The organism is Bartonella sp. MF74HXZ (assembly GCF_042194445.1).
In the GTDB taxonomy this organism is placed as follows: domain Bacteria; phylum Pseudomonadota; class Alphaproteobacteria; order Rhizobiales; family Rhizobiaceae; genus Bartonella; species Bartonella grahamii.
In genome coordinates this window covers 89,711-109,138 of the sequence record NZ_JBHIMW010000005.1, presented here as the reverse complement: position 1 = coordinate 109,138, position 19,428 = coordinate 89,711, and the positions used below count along the sequence as shown (strand labels likewise).

Genomic DNA, 19,428 nt, shown 5'->3' with positions numbered 1-19,428 from the left:
AATTTTCTTTTATTTTTCTTTGATGTTATATGATTTCTCAATCAAAAAAATGTTCAATAACGTACGAATAAAAAGAGTGGTATGTAATTTGAAAAACAATTTTAAAACAAATAAAACATATAGTTAATGAATTATTAAATATAGAAGAAAAACATGAAAAGAAGACTTCTTAGGGAGTTACATTCCTGTGCCTTATATAGTATGAGAGATAAAGAAAAAATCTCCCTAAATAAGTATATAAATGAGAAATATAAATAACATGAGAAAGATATTATTTTTTATAGGAGGCATGTATTAAGTTTCTTGCATTGGACGACGTTTTGCGATGGGATATTGATTTTTTTTAGCGATACGCGTAATTGCCTCTTCTAATGGCTCGATCATAACGTCCATGGAAAAACCATTTGCATGAATAATATTTTCATGATCAACCATAATAGCAACATGATCTTTCCAAAAAATTAAATCGCCTCGTTGAAGTTTATCAGTATCTGTAAGAGGACTGCCTATAGTTTCTTGCTGCATATCGGTGTCACGTAAAACTATTTGATCAGTCATCATCATAGAGAGTTGAATGAGTCCCGAACAATCAATTCCAAAACCGCTGACACCACCCCAAAGATAAGGTGTGCGGATAAAGGTTTCTGCAACTGTGACATAATCTTCGTATACACGTCCAATGGGGCTGAGATGGCTCGTAATGATTGCTGTTCCATTTTCAAGAATAGAATACATTGTGTCACGGACTTCAATTTCATCAACAACACTGACTTTGCTTCCCATAGATAACGGAGACACTATTGGTCCACGTAAGTCAGCGTGTGAATATTTAAATGTACGTGGTACTGAAACTATATGCGTTTGTTTTATAGTTGATGTACAAAGGGCTGTTGTATCAATATAACCAACATAACCATCTTTAAGGGATTGCCCCCACGACATCGTTTCCCCTTGTTCAAAAATGAGAAGTTCTTCTCCCAATAAGCATTCTGTTTGTCTTTCACTTTTTTTACTATTTTCTTTAAAAAGTCCAGCGACCGCTGTATTAACACGTTTTTTTTCACCTTGAACAAAGCGCTGGGCTGTAATTTCTGTTTCAAGACGTTGATCTGCTAGATCATCTCTGAATGCATAAAGCCTTGGGTCTTTAGAGGTCATCTTTTTGCTTCCATTTTGTTACTTTTTACTTTTAAACAAACTCATGAAAACTCTATTGGTAAGGTTTTTATCCTCAAACAAAACTAAGAACACAGTTTAAGACGATTGCAATTATTCTTTAAGATGTAAAATTGTCTATCTTTGTGGATATTTTGTGTCAAACTTCATTTTTAAAAATATTATAAAGGGCACGAATAGTTTGTGCTGATCCACCAATAGGGTATCCTGGTTTTTCTTTTGGAACCCATCCATAAAGATCAAAATGCGCAAAATGTTCAGCTTTTTCAACAAAAGAATTAAGAAATAAAGCAGCCGTTATAGAGCCAGCAAAGCTATTTCCAGTTACATTGTTAAGATCAGCAATTGGTGATGATAACATCTCTTGGTAAGGTTTCCAAAGGGGCATTTGCCAAAGAGGATCAAAAACAGCGTGAGCAGATTCAGAGATTTGTTGTGCCCATATTGAATCATTGCAATAAAATGCGGGGAGATCTGGTCCTAATGCTATACGCGCTGCCCCTGTTAAAGTAGCCATACAAAGCATGAATTGTGGACTTTCTTCATCACCATAGGCGAGCGCATCGGCAAGGACAAGTCGCCCTTCAGCATCTGTATTACCTACTTCAACACTTAAGCCTTTACGACTTTTGAGAATATCACCTGGTCGGTAAGCATTCGCAGAAATTGCATTTTCTACAGCTGGAATCAAAACACGTAGACGGAAAGGCAATTTGGCATCCATGATAAGTTTAGCCAATCCCAAAACGTTTGCTCCACCCCCCATGTCTTTTTTCATAAGCAACATGTTATTGGCTGATTTAATATCGAGTCCTCCCGTATCAAAAGTTACCCCTTTGCCTACCAACGTTATTTTAGGATGATGTTCTTGCCCCCAGTGTAACTCAATCAGTCGCGGTGCAGTACTGCCTGCTCGTCCTACGGCATGAATCATCGGAAAATTATGGGTTAAGAGATCATCTCCACAAATACTTTGGACATGAGCACCGTAGGTTTTTCCTAGTTTTCGTGCTTCTTTTTCGAGAGCATCAGGGGTCATATCATTGGCTGGAATATTGATGAGATCACGGACAAAAAAGACAGCCTCATAAATTCGTTGGAGTTCATTAAGATCAACGGCCTCATTGACATGGATAGACAATGATTTGAAAGAAGAATTTTGACGATAGCGATTAAATTGATAGCTACCGAATGCTAATCCAAGATAGGCATTTATTTCATCAGAGGTCGTACCTTCTAAATGCCATTGACCAGCAGGAAGTTTTTGAGCAAGCAGTCCTGTGATAAAGGGATCGTTCCCATTTCCAATTCCAAATAAAACTTTTTTTAAATGCCCCGTTTCGTGAGGAACAAAGAGTATTTGTCCTGCTTTACCAGTAAAGTCATTAACTTTTATCCATGCTGTTGTTGACGCATCAAGTGATAAGTTGGCAAGAGTTCTTTGGTTTACCAAGATGATAGGGCAACTGTTATCGATACGCGTTGAGGTAAAATGAATGTGATAATGCTGCATAGTTATGAGATCCTTATAGTCGTCTAAGTGCGACATACTCGACCAAATGATTTTTTCCTTTTCGTAGAATGAGATTGGATCGTGGTCGTGTTGGCAATATATTTTCTTGTAAATTTTTTAAATTAATTGTTTGCCAAAGATCCTCAGCGATTTTTGAGGCTTCTTTTTCACTGAGCAGGGCATAACGATGAAAATAGGATTCAGGATTTTGAAAAGCTGTTTTACGCAAACGTTTAAAGCGCTCTAAATACCAGTGACGAATGACTTCTGTTTCGGCATCGACATAGATTGAAAAATCAAAAAAATCTGATACGAAAGGAATAGCTTTCCCATCTTTAGGAAGATCACTGACCTGTAATACATTAATACCTTCAACAATTAAAATATCAGGACGGTCAATGGTAATTGTCTGATTTTCTAGAACATCATAAGTCATATGTGAGTAAAGCGGGGCACGGACATTTCCAATACCTGCTTTTATAGCCGAAAGAAAGCACAGCAATTTTTTAATGTCATAGGAATCAGGAAATCCTTTACGATTCATACGATTTTTTTGCTGTAAGATTGCATTAGGATAGAGAAAACCATCCGTTGTGATCAGATCAACTTTAAGACTAGATGTCCATCGTTTCAACAGTTCTTGAAGAATGCGAGCCGTGGTTGATTTTCCTACTGCTACAGAACCAGCAATTCCAATAATAAAGGGCGTTTTTCTACTCTCTTCTTGATGGAGAAACTGCTGACGTTTGTGAAAAAGTTCCTGTACTGCTTCAACATGGCATGATAACAAACGCGATAAAGAAAGATAAATGCGTTGGACTTCTTTAAGATCGATAGGATCATCAATAGAGCGCAAACGCTTAATTTCATCAAAAGTCAAAGTAAGAGGTGTGTCTGCACGAAACTCTGACCATTCTTGTGCAGTAAAAACACGATAGGGTGAATATCGGTCAGAAACGCATTTGACCAGATTATCTTCCTGATTAATTTTTTGTATAATCGTATCAATCATTTGTATTGGTCGAGAATTTTTTGCCGCAGCAATCGATTAAAAGTGGACAAGATGAGCGGCTTGATTTTCAAATAAATTTTGTTTTGCATGCTCTCTTCTTTAAGATAATAGATCATTTTTCATTAACTTATAGTCCAGTCATTCCAGTTTGCACGGATTTGTGCTAATGAGTGCCCTTGCGCTAAAAAAGCCCATAAAAGTAGACGCGCTTTTACGGCTGATAAATAACCAGACATGAGAGCACCAGAAGCAATCATATCGATTTCTGAGCCTTTATAGCCATAAGTTATACGAGTTGTTGAGCCATTACAACAACGACTAGCAATAATGATTGGTATTTTTTGTGCATATTGTTGTACAAGGTCTGCTTCTTGAAAACTACAGTGTCCTGCACCAAAACCAGCAATAACAACTCCAGCATAATACCCACTTTCAAGGCATAGTTTCATTAATTGTGCATCAGATGATAAAGAGGAATAGAGAAGTGCAATTTGATGATCGTGGTTTTGGGGAAGATCAAACGTTGTCGGAAAAAGCTTTTGATCATTGAAATAAATAAGTTTTCCCTCTAAAATAGTTCCTAAAATACCTGCAAGACCTGATTGAAATGTTTCGACTTTGACGGTATGGCTTTTATAGAGCCAATAAGGTGAATGAATTGTATCATTTATGACAACAAGAACGCCCCTGTTACGACTTTGTGGGGCTGCTGCGACACGAGTGGCTGCTAAAATATTGGCGGGGCCGTCTGCGCCTGCTTCATGAGGCATGCGCATAGCGCCGGTTATGATGAGTGGTTCAGCTTCCTTCCAATAAAGAGAAAGAAAAAAAGCTGTTTCTTCCAGAGTATCAGTCCCTTGTGTTAAAACAATACCTTCTGCACCAGCATTTATTTGTTGTTTTGCCCACTCGATTATTTCAAAAAGAATTTGAAACGATAAAGATCCACTTGGTATTTGCATTAATGTTTGTGCATGAATATCAGCAACGTTATTTAAATCAGGAACACTTTTTATGAGGTTATCTGAAGTTAAAGTCGGTTGCATGTGACCAAAACGATCAGCAGTCATTGCAATTGTTCCACCTAAGGTCCCTATGGCTATTTTTTTCATAATTTTCCTCTAAAAGGCACAAACTGTTTATATAAAGCTATTTAGCAGTAATTTACATTGACAACAATGATATCATTTTTCCATTTTCAACAAATTGAGTTATGCTGAATCATTGTGTTTTGCTGTATATGTTCTTAAATAGGACAATAGTAGTTGAGTTTTACATTGTATGAAAAGAAATCAATATTAAAAAGTAAAGTTAATATTAAGGAGTCTCCTTATGACAGAACATAAGCCAGACATAATGTATGGTACAACAATTATTACGGTACGAAAAGGTGGAAAAGTCGTGATGGCCGGTGATGGTCAGGTCTCTCTTGGGCAGACAATTATGAAAGGTAATGCACGTAAAGTGCGTCGTCTTGGAAAGAACGGAGTGGTTATTGCTGGTTTTGCAGGTGCTACGGCAGATGCTTTCACATTACTGGAAAGATTGGAAACAAAGCTTGAGCAATATCCTGATCAGCTTATGCGTGCATGTGTAGAACTTGCAAAAGATTGGCGAACAGACCGCTATTTGCGTCGTCTCGAAGCAATGATGCTCGTGGCTGATAAGAAAGTAACTTTGGCTCTAACAGGGCTTGGTGATGTTTTAGAACCAGAAGATGGGGTTATGGCAATTGGCTCTGGAGGAAATTTTGCTCTTTCAGCAGCGCGTGCACTCATGGACTTGGATTTGGATGCAGAAACTATTGCTCGTAAAGCTATGGCTATTGCCGCTAAAATTTGTGTTTACACCAATGATCATTTTACGATTGAAACATTGGATGCAGAATTATCTTCTTTAGAGAAAGCTATTTAAATGTGTGTTGTATTTTCCCCTCGTGAGACTGTTTCTGAACTTGATCGTTTTATTATTGGCCAAAACGATGCCAAACGCTCTGTAGCTATCGCACTGCGCAATCGGTGGCGTAGACAACAGCTTGATGAGCCGATGCGTGAAGAAGTTATGCCAAAAAATATTTTAATGATAGGGCCAACAGGTGTTGGTAAAACTGGTATTGCACGTCGATTAGCAAAACTTTCTGGAGCACCCTTTGTTAAAGTAGAAGCGACTAAATTTACTGAAGTTGGTTATGTGGGACGTGATGTTGAGCAAATTATTCGAGATCTTGTTGAAATTGCCATTTCTCTTGTGCGTGAAAAGAAACGGGATGAAATAAAAGAAAAGGCTCACGTGAATGCTGAAGAGCGCGTTTTAGATGCCCTTGTTGGTAAAACAGCCAGTCCCGCTACCCGTGATAGTTTTCGCAAAAAATTGCGTGAAGGTGAATTGGATGAGAAAGAGATTGAAATTGAAGTCGCCGATAATAATAGCAATAGTGCTTCAACCTTTGATATTCCTGGTATGCCTGGGGCACAAATGGGTATTATGAATTTATCAGATATTTTGGGTAAAATGGGCAGTCGTACAAAAGTTCGTAAGACGACAGTAAGGGATGCTTTTAAGCCGCTTATTGATGATGAATCTGAAAAACTCCTTGATCAGGATCAAATTATTCAAGAAGCGCTTCGTGTTGCTGAAAATGACGGGATTGTTTTTATTGACGAGATTGATAAAATTGCAACTAGGGATGGTGGAGCCAGTGCTGCCGTTTCGCGTGAGGGTGTTCAACGTGATCTTTTGCCTTTGGTTGAAGGAACAACGGTTAGTACAAAATATGGGCAAATCAAAACAGATCATATTCTTTTTATTGCCTCAGGTGCATTTCATGTTTCTAAGCCATCTGATTTATTACCGGAACTTCAAGGACGTTTGCCCATCCGTGTGGAGCTAAACCCTTTAACAAGAGAAGATTTACGGCGCATTCTAACGGAACCAGAAGCTAGTTTGATTAAACAATATATTGCTCTTATGGCAACAGAAGAGGTTCATTTAGAAATTACCGATGATGCAATTGATGCTTTAGCAGATATTGCTGTAGATTTAAATGCAAGGATTGAAAATATAGGGGCACGTCGTTTGCAAACAGTGATGGAGCGCGTTTTGGATGAAATTTCTTTCACGGCACCTGATAAAGCTGGAACATCCTTTACAATTGATGCCGCTTATGTGAGAAAATCTATTGGCGAGCTTGCTGCTGATATCGATCTTTCACGTTTTATTCTTTAGAGTTATCGCTTGTTTTCTTTATCTGCGCGCTTCGATAATTTTGAAACCATGGGCTTGTTCATGTATCAACACTGTGCGGAAAATATTTTTTAATAATGTTTCATAAGGCAGGTGGCGGTTTGCAACAAAAAGCAGGCTGCCGCCTGGTTTTAGGCACTTTGCAGCATTTATAATAAAATTTTTTCCTAATGAAATATCTGTCGTTTGTTGCGTGTGAAACGGTGGGTTTGAAATGATTGTATCATACAGATTTGTGATAGGTTCATGCACAAGGTCGTGCCAATAAAAATGAATTGAAAAAGGAGCTGTTATGGATTTAAGGTGCTGTTTTGCTGCTCTCAAAGCGTTGTAGTCTGCTTCATAAAGGTCGAGAGCGGTGAGTTTTTCACTTCTTTCAAGCGCAACGTGAGAAAGATAGCCCCATCCAGCACCAAAATCAGCCGTTTTTCCAGAAATAACTTTGGGCATATAAGAAGCAAGTGCAGCGGATCCCGGATCAATACGTCCGTGTGAGAACATACCAGAAGTGGTTTGAAATTTACCAAAAGTGAGCGATGGTGAGCGCAATTGTGCAACGTTATGTCTCTCAATTTGTTGAGGAACTTGCAACCAAAATACAAGACCATGATTTTTAGACAATTTGTTGGTGATGGGAACAATCGTTTTGACCCACTTCATCATTGAAGCAGCACCAGCAGTTTTATTCCCACTGATTACAATCCATCCATTGGGTTTAACGCATTCTAATAAATCAAGAAAACAATTTTGGTTAAAACCACGATATTTGCTCAAATGTAAAAATGCACCATCATAGCTGAAGGTTTTATCTATTTGGGGAGAGCAGTGAAATTGAGTATCGACAAATTTTAAAAAATCTGGTCGCCAAGGCGTAATAACTTTTAAATTCTGTGCCCATTCTGGAGCTGGGATTTCTGTTAAACCGAAACTTAACCAACATTGGTTTGGATCAGGATATGGGAGTTCATGATTTTCAAAAGGCAAAAATAATAACACATATGACTCTTTCAAAGAAAAATGCCACTCCAATGTTGGGATGGCATTTCATGATACGATAAGAGGAAAAACTTACTCTTCTTTTTTCTTACGGCGGCGCTTATTTTCAGGTTGTTTTTTTTCATCCACGCACTTTTCTTCATTCATCGCTTTATCACCGGTGATTTCCTTTCCGGTTTTTTGATCAACAACCTTCATTGATAACCGAACTTTTCCACGCTCATCAAAGCCCATTAATTTAACCCAAACTTTGTCACCTTCCTTCACAATATCGGTTGTTTTGGTGACGCGTTCTGATGCAAGCTGAGAGATATGAACGAGTCCATCACGAGAACCAAAGAAGTTTATAAATGCACCAAATTCTGCAGTTTTTACAACTGTTCCTTGGTAGACAGCACCAACTTCAGGCTCATCGACAATAGAATGGATCCAGCGTTTTGCTGCTTCAATGGTTTTAGCATCAGCAGAAGCAATTTTAATGGTACCATCATCTTCAATATTAATTTTTGCTCCAGTTTGTTCCACGATTTCCCGAATAACTTTACCACCAGAGCCGATAACATCACGGATTTTATCGACAGAAATATTCATAACTTCGATTCGTGGAGAAAATTCACTCAGCTCAGCACGTGCACTGGTTAAAGCTTTCGCCATCTCATTGAGGATATGGATTCGTCCACCTTTGGCTTGTTCAAGCGCGATTTTCATAATCTCTTCGGTAATACCATCAATTTTGATATCCATTTGCAAGGCAGTAATACCATTTTCTGTTCCTGCAACTTTAAAATCCATATCTCCAAGATGATCTTCATCCCCTAAAATATCAGACAGAACAGCAAAGCGTTCTCCTTCTTTAATCAAGCCCATAGCAATACCAGCAACAGGGCGTGCTAGAGGAACGCCGGCATCCATGAGAGCAAGTGAGGTCCCACAAACCGTTGCCATAGAAGAAGATCCATTGGATTCAGTGATTTCTGAGACAGCACGAATAGTATAAGGAAAAGATTCTTTCGTTGGCAACATGGGGTGAATTGCTCGCCATGCCAATTTGCCATGTCCAATTTCACGACGACCAGGAGAACCAAGGCGTCCCGTTTCACCCACTGAAAATGGTGGGAAATTGTAATGGAGAAGGAATGTTTCCTTATACATTCCCGTTAAGGAATCAACATATTGTTCATCTTCACCAGTTCCGAGAGTCGCAACGACAATAGCTTGTGTTTCTCCGCGGGTAAAGAGTGCTGATCCATGTGTGCGGGGTAAAATACTTACTTCTGATTGGATAGGGCGCACAGTAGAAAGATTGCGTCCATCAATCCGCTTTTGGGTATCAAGAATATTCCCGCGAACAATTTTTGCTTGCAACTGTTTAAATACGGTTGCAATTTGATCTGTACTAAACTTACAGTCTTCTTCTGTTTCGGGCATAAATTTATTGAGGATTTCTGTCTTTAGTGCATCAATTGCAGCATAACGTTCTTGCTTATCAGTAATTGTGTAAGCCTTTCGTATATCCTGTTCTGCCATTTTCTGCATTGCTTTTTCAAGTTCAGAAAGATCTTCAGGAACAAAATCACGAGGATCTTTTGCAGCAACTTCAGCAAGCTTTATAATGGCATCAAGGACAGGTTGAAGGCCTTTGTGACCAAACATCACGGCACCCAACATGATATCTTCCGGTAATTCTTGTGCTTCTGATTCAACCATCAAAACAGCACTTTCTGTTCCAGCAACAACAAGATCAAGTTTTGATTCAGGCATTTCATCAATATGAGGATTGAGAACATATTGTCCATTACAATAGCCAACGCGGGCACCAGCTATAGGACCCATGAAAGGAACACCTGACAGGGTCAATGCAGCAGAAGATGCAATCATTGCAAGGATATCGGGATTATTTTCGAGATCATGCTGTATAACGGAAACAATCACTTGCGTATCATTTTTATATCCCTCAACGAAAAGGGGACGAATTGGGCGATCAATCAAACGTGAAACCAAAGTTTCATTTTCACTTGGTCGACTTTCACGTTTTAAATAGCCCCCAGGTATTCTACCAACAGCATAGGATTTTTCTTGATAATTAACAGTGAGTGGAAAAAAATCCTGGTCTGGTTTTGGACTTTTGGCTGATACAACGGTTGCTAAGACAATAGTTTCTCCATAGGTAGCAATCACTGCACCATCAGCTTGACGTGCTATTTTCCCTGTTTCAAGGGTGAGAGGACGCCCAGCCCATTCAATTTCTATCTTGTGCGTTTTGAACATTTTTTATCCTTAATGACCAGTGTTTAAATCTTTGATTGCTCACATTCTGGTTTTGCGTAGCATATTTCCAAGCTCTGGGGTGGACAACATACTTTTTATCTTTGTTACGAGAAGAGAGAAGTAAACTGCCTAAAATGCGAAATGATGAGCAGTCCTATCCCATAATAACTTGTCAGTTTTTAAATTTTTTAATTAAAAGCAACACGTTGAAAAAATGAGTGGTTTTTTTTAAACACCACCACCATTTTTCTTTTAGCGACGCAAACCTAACTTCTTGATAAGTGTCTGATAACGATTTTGGTCAACTCCTTTAAGATAATCAAGAAGGCGCCGGCGTTGAGACACCATCTTCAAAAGACCACGACGAGAATGATTATCCTTTTTGTGAGATTTAAAGTGGTTTGTTAAATTAGAAATACGTTCAGAAAGTACAGCAATCTGTACTTCTGGTGATCCTGTATCACCAACTTTATTTGCGTATTCTGCGACAAGAGCTTGTTTACGTTCAGCTGTAATCGACATCGTATTATCCTTTCCAAAAACGAAGAAACATAAAGTCACCCATAGCCGAGATGTCGTTCAGCAAGGGTCTGTGAGGAAACAAGAAGAGTCAAAGACTCTTACCTATTTTCGTCCTTATATAGGAAAGAAGGTTAAAATACTAGTCCTTTACAGCATTTTGAAGTCTTTCTTTAAATAAAAGCTTTTGTTTTGAAATATTGATTTAAATAGAGTTTTATGAGAAGTCTTTTAAAGAATTATGCATCCTTTTGATACAAAGATTATGAGCGTGTGTGTGCTAACAAAGATGATAAATACCGATTTGGAGGAAAAAGATGCAGAGCATTTCAACATTAAAACTTTTTCGTAATTCGGTATTTCGAAATCTATGGTCATCTACTCTTATTTCTAATTTAGGGGGGCTGATACAGGCTGTTGGAGCAGGGTGGTTAATGGCGTTGATTAGTTCTTCGCATTCCATGGTTGGGCTTGTTCAAAGTGCCACAACATTACCACTTGTTATGTTTTCTTTGATGGCAGGGGCATTAGCGGATAATTTTAATCGGCGTCAAATTATGTTGTGTGCGCAGATTATGATGATGGTCATATCCATGAGTTTATCTGTTTTAGCCTATATGGGATTTCTAACACCTTGGCTTTTGTTATGTTTTACGTTTTTGATTGGATGTGGCACAGCTTTTTATAATCCTTCTTGGCAAGCAACGATAGGAGATATTGTGAGCAGGGAAAATATTCCTGCTGCTGTTAGTTTGAATAGTGTAGGCTTTAATTTGATGCGGAGTGTTGGTCCTGCTATTGGCGGTGCCATCATTGCAACTTTGGGGGCATCTGCTGCTTTTTTGTTTAATGCTATAAGCTATATTCCTCTTATCGGTGCGTTATTTTTCTGGAAGTCGAATTATAAAAAAAACTCATTGCCACGAGAAAGGCTGTTAGGAGCTGTCTCAGATGGTTTGCGTTATGTTGCGATGTCACCTAATCTCCTGAGTATTATGGTTCGAGCGTTCCTTTTTGGTATAGGAGCTATTTCTATTTTAGCACTTTTGCCAATTGTTGCGCATAAAGTTCTTGGAGGAAGTGCCCTTCTTTATGGTACATTGCTCGGTTGTTTTGGGTTAGGAGCCATGACAGCAGGTATTATTAATGCAGTTGTACGGCATCATTTTCGTTCAGAAACAATTATTGCAAGTGCATTTATTGGTTTCGCCTTTTCTTGCTTTTTATTGGGAATCAGCCGTTCACTAATTATAAGCCATATTGCTTTATTTCCTGCAGGTTTATGTTGGGTTTTGGCATTATCATTGTTTAATACATCTGTACAACTCTCTACACCACGCTGGGTTGTTGCACGTTCTTTAGCACTTTATCAAACGGCGTCTTATGGGGGGATGGCTATTGGAAGTGCAATCTGGGGAGGCTTAGCTGATGGTTATTCTCCAACAATTGCTTTGAGTATTTGTTCTCTATTCTTGATTTTTGGTGCTCTTGCGGGGGTAAAATTTAGAATTCAAGAAATTCCTCAGATAGATTTAAATCCTCTTGATCATTTTAGAGAGCCGGAACTATTACTCGACCTCAAAGCAAGAAGTGGCCCGATCATGATAATGATTGATTATCAAATTCATGAAAATGATCTCGAAGAGTTTCTCAAAGTGATGACGCGTCGACGCCATATCCGGTTACGTGATGGTGCGCGTCAGTGGGTCCTTTTACGAGATCTTGAAAGACCAGAATATTGGACAGAGGCTTATCATATGCCGACATGGGTAGATTATTTACGCCATAATCATCGTCGTACAAAAGCGGATGCAGAAGTCAATAAGCGTTTGCGTCATTTAAATTGTGCCCCTAACGGCATAAGAGTGCATCGTATGATTGAACGCCAAACAATACCCCAAGCCAATGAGATGCTTTTAAAAGCCTCCTCTGATCATCTCCCTTAGGGTTAAAACAGTTTTTGTAAAATATTAAATACGTTAATATTATTTCGATCGATTTGTTAGCATAATCATAACAAAAAATTGCTGTTTAAATGGTTAATAAATTGATTTATAATGATTATTTGTCATTTTTCATGTTGAGTGATAGTCCTAAAAATCTTAAGCTTTTCTCGTTTCAAATCTATTTAGAGTAAATCAGTCTAAATCTTCGTTTGCACATTACAAATGAGGGTTAAAGTGTGAGTAAAAAACGATTGAATAAGAAATAAAAAGCCCCTTATGAATCCTTTCAAACGCAAGGATTGTTGCGACATTAAGAGGAAAAAGTGTGTGGTGGTGTTAGTTTATAGCACTGACTTAAATTTTGATATGAATATGGTAAACATAGACAATGAAAAGTACCATATTTTTCTTAATTGATAGAGAAAAATATCTTTCCGCAAAAGGTAGGTGCGGAAAAGAATCGATTAAATTGTGAAAATCCGCTTCGGTTTAAATAAACTTTTGTCGAGGGTGCCAATGGCAAGAAGTTGTTCTTTATAGAGGACAAAAATCTCATCTTCGTCAAGAGGTACTTTGTGATGGCTTAAGAGGATAGAATGACCCTTTATAATTCTCTGTGCTTGAGTTTCATTAAGGATATAGTGAGGGAGGCAATCCAATGCAGCGCTTGTTTCAATTAAGAGCTCATCGAGTGTTGTGAAGTTTTTTTCAAAAGAACGATTATTTTCATCTGTAGTGTTTTTATTTGGCGGAACGGCCGCTTTTAGTTCGTCCCATGTAATGAGATCTTCTTCATCAAAAGGTGCGACAGAAATACGCCTTAAATCAGCAATATGCCCATAGCAACCTAGATCACGTCCCATATCGCGCGCTAAAGAGCGCACATAAGTTCCTTTTCCGCAGGTTATTTCAAAGACAGAGTGCTCTTTGGTAGGCATTTCTAATAATTTGAAAGTTTCTATTTCCACTTCACGGGGCGGAATTTCAACAACTTCCCCTTCACGCGCTAAATCATAGGCACGATTTCCGGCAATTTTTATTGCTGAAAATTGCGGAGGCGTTTGCAAAATAACACCTGTATATTGAGGAAGAAGAGCAAGTATTTCTTCTTGTGTTGGACGTTTGAGAGAAGTTTTCGTGATTTCGCCCTCTAGATCATCTGTTGAACGCTCTTCTCCCCAAGCGATATGAAAACGGTAAGTTTTTTTGCCTTGCATTACGTAAGGGACGGTTTTGGTTGCTTCGCCCAATGCAATGGGAAGGAGACCAGAAGCAAGAGGATCAAGTGTTCCTGCATGTCCTGCCTTTTGTGCATGAAAGAGCCATTTGATTTGTGAGACAGCTTCTGTTGATTTCATTCCTTTTGGTTTATCAAATATGACCCAGCCAGAAACAGGACGCCCTTTTTTTTTGTGTTGCCGTGCCATATCTTTAATCCTCATCTTTATCACTATGGTGAAGATCGCGAGCAACTTCAGGCGAGCGAAGGAGGGCATCAATTTTTGAAAAATTATCAAAACTATTATCAAGTCGGAAACGCAGTTCAGGCATATATTTCATTTGTCGCAACGCATGACTGATTTCTCCACGGAGAAAACGACTATGTTTATTGAGGGTATCAACAACATCGGTATGAGAAGCATTTTTAAGAGTGCTGAGAGGTGATACAAAGCAAGTAGCAATTTTTAAATCTGGTGACATGCGTACTTCAGAGACAGAAATAACAATATCTTTCAAGATATCATCAAGCAAAATATCACGCTGTAATATATGCGCTATTGCATGACGTACTTGCTCTGCTACTCTAAGTTGCCGTTGTGATGGCTTTGCATTTTTCATCAAAGTTTTATCCTTGCTACAAGATCTCTTTTTTGACCATTTAGATAAGGAAAAAGAGATATTGTGTATAAAACCTAATAACTTTCTTTATTTTACAACAGAGTAAAGTTATTGGATTATTTTATAATGTGCGATTAATATGTTCGATACGGAAGATCTCAATGATGTCTCCTGCGCGCATGTCTTCATAATTTTCAAAGGCGATTCCACATTCTTGACCACTTTGCACTTCATTGACTTCATCCTTAAAGCGCTTGAGTGTTTTCAGCTTTCCTTCGTGAACAACGATATTATCGCGGATAAGGCGAACACCGGCTCCTCGTTCTATTTTACCTTCTGTAACACGACATCCTGCAACTTTTCCAATTTTTGTAATGTTAAAGACTTCTAGAATTTCAGCATTACCAAGGAAAGTTTCACGCTGTTCTGGTGAGAGTAATCCAGACATGGCAGCCTTGATATCGTCAACAAGATCATAAATGATGTTATAATAACGAATTTCAATTCCTTGTGTTTTAGCAAAATCACGTGCTTGCTTATTAGCTCGAACATTAAAGCCAATTACAGCAGAGTTAGAAGCTTCCGCAAGAGAAATATCACTTTCGGTAATTCCTCCTGCACCAGAATGTACAATACGCGCACGAACCTCATCATTTCCGAGTTTTTCCAATGCTGAAGCGATTGCTTCAATTGATCCTTGCACATCCCCTTTTATAATAAGAGAAAATTCCTTAACACCAGTCGTTTGCAATTTTGTCATCATCTGCTCAAGAGAACCACGCGAACCAGTTTGTCGCGCAACAGCTTTATCACGTGCTAATCGTTGACGGTATTCAGAAATTTCACGTGCTTTTGCTTCATGTGTGACAACAGCAAAACGGTCTCCGGCTTGTGGCGTTCCTTGCATGCCTAAAATTTCAATCGGTGTAGAGGGAACGGCTTCTTTGACATGGCGGCCATGGTCATCAATCAAAGCACGCACACGACCCCATTCATTTCCGGCAACTATAATATCAGAAGGGTGTAATGTACCTTTTTGAACAAGAACTGTTGCAACAGATCCACGTCCGCGATCCAATTTGGCTTCAATGATAACGCCCTCTGCAGTTCGTTGAGAATCTGCTTTCAGATCAAGCATTTCAGCCTGAAGAAGGATAGCTTCGAGAAGTTTATCAAGATTTTGACCAGTTTTAGCAGAAACTTCAACGTCCAAAGTTTCTCCGCCCATAGTTTCAACAAACACTTCATGTTGTAAAAGTTCTGTACGCACTTTTTGTGCATTCGCAGCTGGTTTATCAATTTTGTTGATAGCAACAATGATAGGTACACCAGCGGCTTTCGCATGATTGATTGATTCAATCGTTTGGGGCATAACACTATCATCAGCGGCTACAACGAGAACAGCAATATCGGTAACACGAGCTCCACGTGCACGCATAGCCGTAAATGCAGCATGTCCTGGTGTATCAATAAAGGTAATTTTTTGACCGTTTTGTTCTACTTGATAGGCACCAATATGCTGCGTAATACCTCCCGCTTCGCCAGAAACAACATTTGCTTTACGAATAGCATCCAAAAGAGAAGTTTTTCCGTGGTCAACATGGCCCATAATGGTTACAACAGGAGGGCGCTGCTGCATGTTTTGAGGATTATCTGTTATATTAAAGATACCTTCCTCTACGTCAGATTCTAAAACACGTTTAACAGTATGGCCAAATTCAACAGCGATGAGTTCGGCAACATCTGCATCAATAACATCGCCAGGTTTCATCATTTGTCCTTGTTTCATCAAGAATTTAATCACATCAACAGAACGCTCAGTCATACGTTGTGCGAGCTCTTGAATGGTAATCGTTTCAGGAAGAACAACTTCGCGAGAAATTTTTTCTCTTGGTTCTTGATTTTGTGCACGCTTAAACTTTTCCTGTCTACGCCGCATTGCAGCCATTGAGCGTCCACGTGCGCTTCCTTCTTCATCCAGTGCACTATTCAGAGTTAGCTTTCCGCGTCGCCGCTCATCAGCTCCTTTGACAACTTTTGGTACACGTATTTCTGATTTAGCAGGATTAGCACGTCGACTATGCCGTTCTTCCTCTTTATTTTCATCTATTTTGCGTTTTTCAACCACAGTTGTGTTTTTAGGCGCAATAGGAATATCTGTCTGTTCAATGAGAGGAGGAACAGGTGGAGCCTGTACTGGCGATATTTCTTCTTCTTGTTGGAGATGTATTTCTTTTTCTTTAATTTCTTGCTGTAAAATTTCTTCACGCTCTTTAGCGCGTCTTGCTTCTTCTTCGGCTTGTTCTCGCGTTATTCTTTCTTGGATATGTGCTTCTTCTAATGCGCGAAGTCTCGCTTCCATTTCAGTCGATGAAAGATTGCTTTTGGTCACAGATTCTTGAGGCTTTTTTCCCTCAAAACGCGGCTTAGAGCGCTGGGGGGCCACATGTGGCTTTGTAATGGGCTGTGGGGTTTCAGCTTTTTCATCAGGTCGCGTAATTTTACGCCGTTTGGTTTCGACAACGACAGCCTTCGTACGGCCATGGCTAAAATTTTGTTTGACCGTGCTCGTTTCCAAGACAGACCGCTTGAGAGTTAGTGTCTTCTTGACTGTTGTTTTGTCGTTGTTATTTTCACTCATTGTATTTCCTTCACGGCTTGTGCCGTCATCTCACTAGGCTTACTATGCTTGTCGTCACGATAGCTGATCAATTTATATGTCGTTTTGAGAAATCCCTCAGCAGCTTTTGTGTCCAGTAAGGCCGCATGCATTACAGGATTAGAGCCAAAAGCCACTCGCATTTCATCACTTGTAAATAAAGATATGGTTTTTATAGTCCGATTTGTTTGTTGTTGTATTGAATGGATGGCCTGTGCAATTTTTCGTTTCCCATCTTCTGTTGTTTCTTTAGCATGAAGTACAAGAATAACTTTACCAGAGCGGATAGCAGCATCAACCTTTGTTGCTCCCATAACAATTGCTCCCGCTTTTCGTGCCATGGAAAGGCTTGAAAGAGCGGCTTTTAGTAAAAGCGTATCAACAACATGCACAAGATTTGGTGCAACCTCAACATCTGTTTTAAAATTTCTATGAAAAGCTTTCTGTTTGATTGCTTTTTCAATAACAGCATGATGGGCAGAAATCCAAACGCCACGCCCTGGTAAATTCGCTTTAAGATCAGGAACAATTTGATTATTGGGACCAATAACAAAACGGATCAGCGTTTGTGCTGAAGCATTTTTTCTGGTCACAATGCAAGTCCGTTCATTCATTTAAAGTGTATCCACATCCAAATCATCTGTTTTTTCATTTTCTGCAGAATTTTCATCTTCTACAGGATTTTCTGTAACAAGATCAGCTTGGTCTATCCAGCCTGCTTGTACACGTGCGGCTAAAACCATAGCTTCTGCATCCGCGCGTGTAATGTCAAAAGGGGTTAAAATACCAGAAAAACTCTGTGTTTGACCTTCTTTGCGTTCTCTCCAACCAGCTAAATCATCAACGGCATAGCCAGCAAAGTCTTCTATTGTTTTTACACCATCCTCACCTACAGCAACCAACATAGCACTTGTCATTCCAGGAAGTGTTCGCAATTCGTCAGAAACTCCGAGCTTTTTGCGTTTTTCATCGAGTTCTTTTTCTTGATGATCAAGATATTCTCGGGCACGACTTTGGATTTCAGCGGCGGTATCATGGTCAAAACCATCAATAGAAGCGATTTCTTCAAGATCAATATAGGCGATTTCTTCAATGGAAGAAAAACCCTCTGATGCCATAACCTGCCCGATCATTTCGTCAACCTCTAAGGCTTCCATAAACAATTTACTCCGTTCAGTAAATTCTTTTTGACGATTTTCAGATTCTTCCTTTTCCGTTAAAATATCAATGTTCCATCCTGTTAGTTGCGAAGCCAAGCGAACATTTTGTCCACGTCGTCCAATAGCAAGGCTAAGTTGATCATCTGGCACAATAACTTCAATCCGTTCAGCATCTTCATCAAGGATGATTTTAGAAACTTCAGCAGGTTGCAGTGCATTAACGACAAATGTTGCCGCATCAGGCGACCAAGGAATAATATCAATTTTTTCGCCTTGTAATTCAGCAACAACAGCTTGTACACGACTTCCTCGCATTCCAACGCATGCTCCAACAGGATCAATGGAACCATCGCGTGAAACAACGGCGATTTTAGCCCGTGAACCTGGATCACGAGCAACAGATTTGATTTCTATAATACCATCATAAATTTCTGGCACTTCCATAGTGAAAAGTTTTACCATAAATTGGGGATGTGTGCGTGAAAGGAAAATTTGCGGACCACGCGTTTCACGGTGTACATCATTGACAAAAGCACGAATACGATCTCCATAGCGGAATGATTCACGAGGAATTAATTCATCACGGCGCACAATAGCTTCACCACGCCCGAGATCAACGATAACATTACCATATTCCACCCGCTTAACTGTACCAGAAATAATTTCACCAACTTTATTTTTGAACTCTTCATATTGCTGATCACGTTCTGCGTCGCGTACTTTTTGTACAATAACCTGTTTAGCAGATTGTGCTGCGATACGTCCAAAATCCATAGGAGGTAAAAGATCAGCAAAAAAATCACCAATTTTTGCTTCTGCTTGATGTTTAAGAGCATCAGACAAAGTAATTTCCGTTGTATAGTCTTCAACGACATCAACGATTTTAAGCAGGCGCTGTAATTTAATTTCACCTGTTTTAGAATTGATTTCAGCACGGATATTTGTTTCTTGACCATAACGAGAACGTGCTGCTTTTTGAATAGCATCAGCCATCGCAGAAATGACAATTTCACGGTCGATTGACTTTTCACGTGCAACAGCATCTGCAATTTGCAGAATCTCAAGCCTGTTAGCGCTTGTAGCCATCAATTTTCTCC

General features: G+C 39.2%; 15 protein-coding genes. 3 read left to right on the top strand and 12 right to left on the bottom strand.

The features are described 5' to 3' along the window. Positions 1-294: 294 nt before the first annotated feature. The 4 genes from ACFIJ8_RS05905 to ACFIJ8_RS05890 form a co-directional block, all read right to left on the bottom strand. Positions 295-1,158, bottom strand: a complete 864-nt coding sequence (locus ACFIJ8_RS05905) for an NlpC/P60 family protein (RefSeq protein WP_375639199.1) — start codon at positions 1,156-1,158, stop codon at positions 295-297. A 157-nt stretch (positions 1,159-1,315) separates the two neighbouring features. Continuing rightward, on the bottom strand, positions 1,316-2,689 hold the full coding sequence (locus ACFIJ8_RS05900) for a M17 family metallopeptidase (protein WP_273787787.1): 1,374 nt from the start codon (positions 2,687-2,689) through the stop codon (positions 1,316-1,318). A gap of 13 nt (positions 2,690-2,702) precedes the next feature. Further along, positions 2,703-3,701, bottom strand: a complete 999-nt coding sequence (coaA, locus tag ACFIJ8_RS05895; protein ID WP_012754619.1) for a type I pantothenate kinase — start codon at positions 3,699-3,701, stop codon at positions 2,703-2,705. Positions 3,702-3,823: 122 nt separating this feature from the next. Next, a complete protein-coding gene (locus ACFIJ8_RS05890; RefSeq protein WP_012754620.1) occupies positions 3,824-4,813 on the bottom strand; it encodes an asparaginase in 990 nt (329 codons plus the stop codon). Positions 4,814-5,033: 220 nt separating this feature from the next. On the opposite strand from ACFIJ8_RS05890, the gene hslV reads away from it, so the two are divergent. Together hslV and hslU are read left to right on the top strand one after the other, a co-directional pair. After that, positions 5,034-5,615, top strand: coding sequence for an ATP-dependent protease subunit HslV (gene hslV, locus ACFIJ8_RS05885; RefSeq protein ID WP_012754621.1), 582 nt, complete (start codon positions 5,034-5,036; stop codon positions 5,613-5,615). Continuing rightward, positions 5,616-6,926, top strand: coding sequence for an ATP-dependent protease ATPase subunit HslU (gene hslU, locus ACFIJ8_RS05880; RefSeq protein WP_012754622.1), 1,311 nt, complete (start codon positions 5,616-5,618; stop codon positions 6,924-6,926). It begins immediately after the preceding gene. Between the two features lie 18 nt (positions 6,927-6,944). Here the strand turns inward: hslU and ACFIJ8_RS05875 are convergent, their stop codons facing one another. The 3 genes from ACFIJ8_RS05875 to rpsO all read right to left on the bottom strand — a co-directional run bounded on the left by ACFIJ8_RS05875 (position 6,945) and on the right by rpsO (position 10,730). Further along, entirely contained in the window at positions 6,945-7,940 is a 996-nt protein-coding gene (locus tag ACFIJ8_RS05875; protein ID WP_375628535.1) for a class I SAM-dependent methyltransferase, read from the bottom strand. Positions 7,941-8,012: 72 nt separating this feature from the next. Beyond that, positions 8,013-10,208 (bottom strand): polyribonucleotide nucleotidyltransferase, encoded by a 2,196-nt coding sequence (gene pnp, locus ACFIJ8_RS05870; RefSeq protein ID WP_375639198.1) that lies wholly within the window; start codon positions 10,206-10,208, stop codon positions 8,013-8,015. Positions 10,209-10,460: 252 nt separating this feature from the next. Further along, positions 10,461-10,730 (bottom strand): 30S ribosomal protein S15, encoded by a 270-nt coding sequence (gene rpsO / locus ACFIJ8_RS05865; RefSeq protein ID WP_005774142.1) that lies wholly within the window; start codon positions 10,728-10,730, stop codon positions 10,461-10,463. 314 nt (positions 10,731-11,044) lie between these two features. Here rpsO and ACFIJ8_RS05860 point away from each other — a divergent pair, with 314 nt between their 5' ends. Then, positions 11,045-12,673 carry an MFS transporter gene (locus ACFIJ8_RS05860; RefSeq protein ID WP_273787792.1) on the top strand — a complete coding sequence of 543 codons (1,629 nt, stop codon included), beginning with the start codon at positions 11,045-11,047 and terminating at the stop codon, positions 12,671-12,673. Positions 12,674-13,137: 464 nt separating this feature from the next. Here the strand turns inward: ACFIJ8_RS05860 and truB are convergent, their stop codons facing one another. From truB to nusA, 5 genes are all read right to left on the bottom strand, one after another. After that, positions 13,138-14,100 carry a tRNA pseudouridine(55) synthase TruB gene (truB, locus tag ACFIJ8_RS05855; protein WP_208439462.1) on the bottom strand — a complete coding sequence of 321 codons (963 nt, stop codon included), beginning with the start codon at positions 14,098-14,100 and terminating at the stop codon, positions 13,138-13,140. A 4-nt stretch (positions 14,101-14,104) separates the two neighbouring features. After that, positions 14,105-14,512 (bottom strand): 30S ribosome-binding factor RbfA, encoded by a 408-nt coding sequence (gene rbfA, locus ACFIJ8_RS05850; RefSeq protein WP_273787793.1) that lies wholly within the window; start codon positions 14,510-14,512, stop codon positions 14,105-14,107. Positions 14,513-14,633: 121 nt separating this feature from the next. Then, positions 14,634-17,153, bottom strand: coding sequence for a translation initiation factor IF-2 (gene infB / locus ACFIJ8_RS05845; RefSeq protein ID WP_273787794.1), 2,520 nt, complete (start codon positions 17,151-17,153; stop codon positions 14,634-14,636). After that, the gene (locus tag ACFIJ8_RS05840; protein ID WP_012754629.1) at positions 17,150-17,785 is read right to left on the bottom strand and encodes an RNA-binding protein; all 636 of its coding nucleotides are present in this window, start codon (positions 17,783-17,785) and stop codon (positions 17,150-17,152) included. Before ACFIJ8_RS05840 ends, infB begins: the two co-directional genes overlap by 4 nt. Beyond that, a complete protein-coding gene (gene nusA / locus ACFIJ8_RS05835; RefSeq protein ID WP_273787795.1) occupies positions 17,786-19,417 on the bottom strand; it encodes a transcription termination factor NusA in 1,632 nt (543 codons plus the stop codon). Positions 19,418-19,428 lie beyond the last annotated feature (11 nt).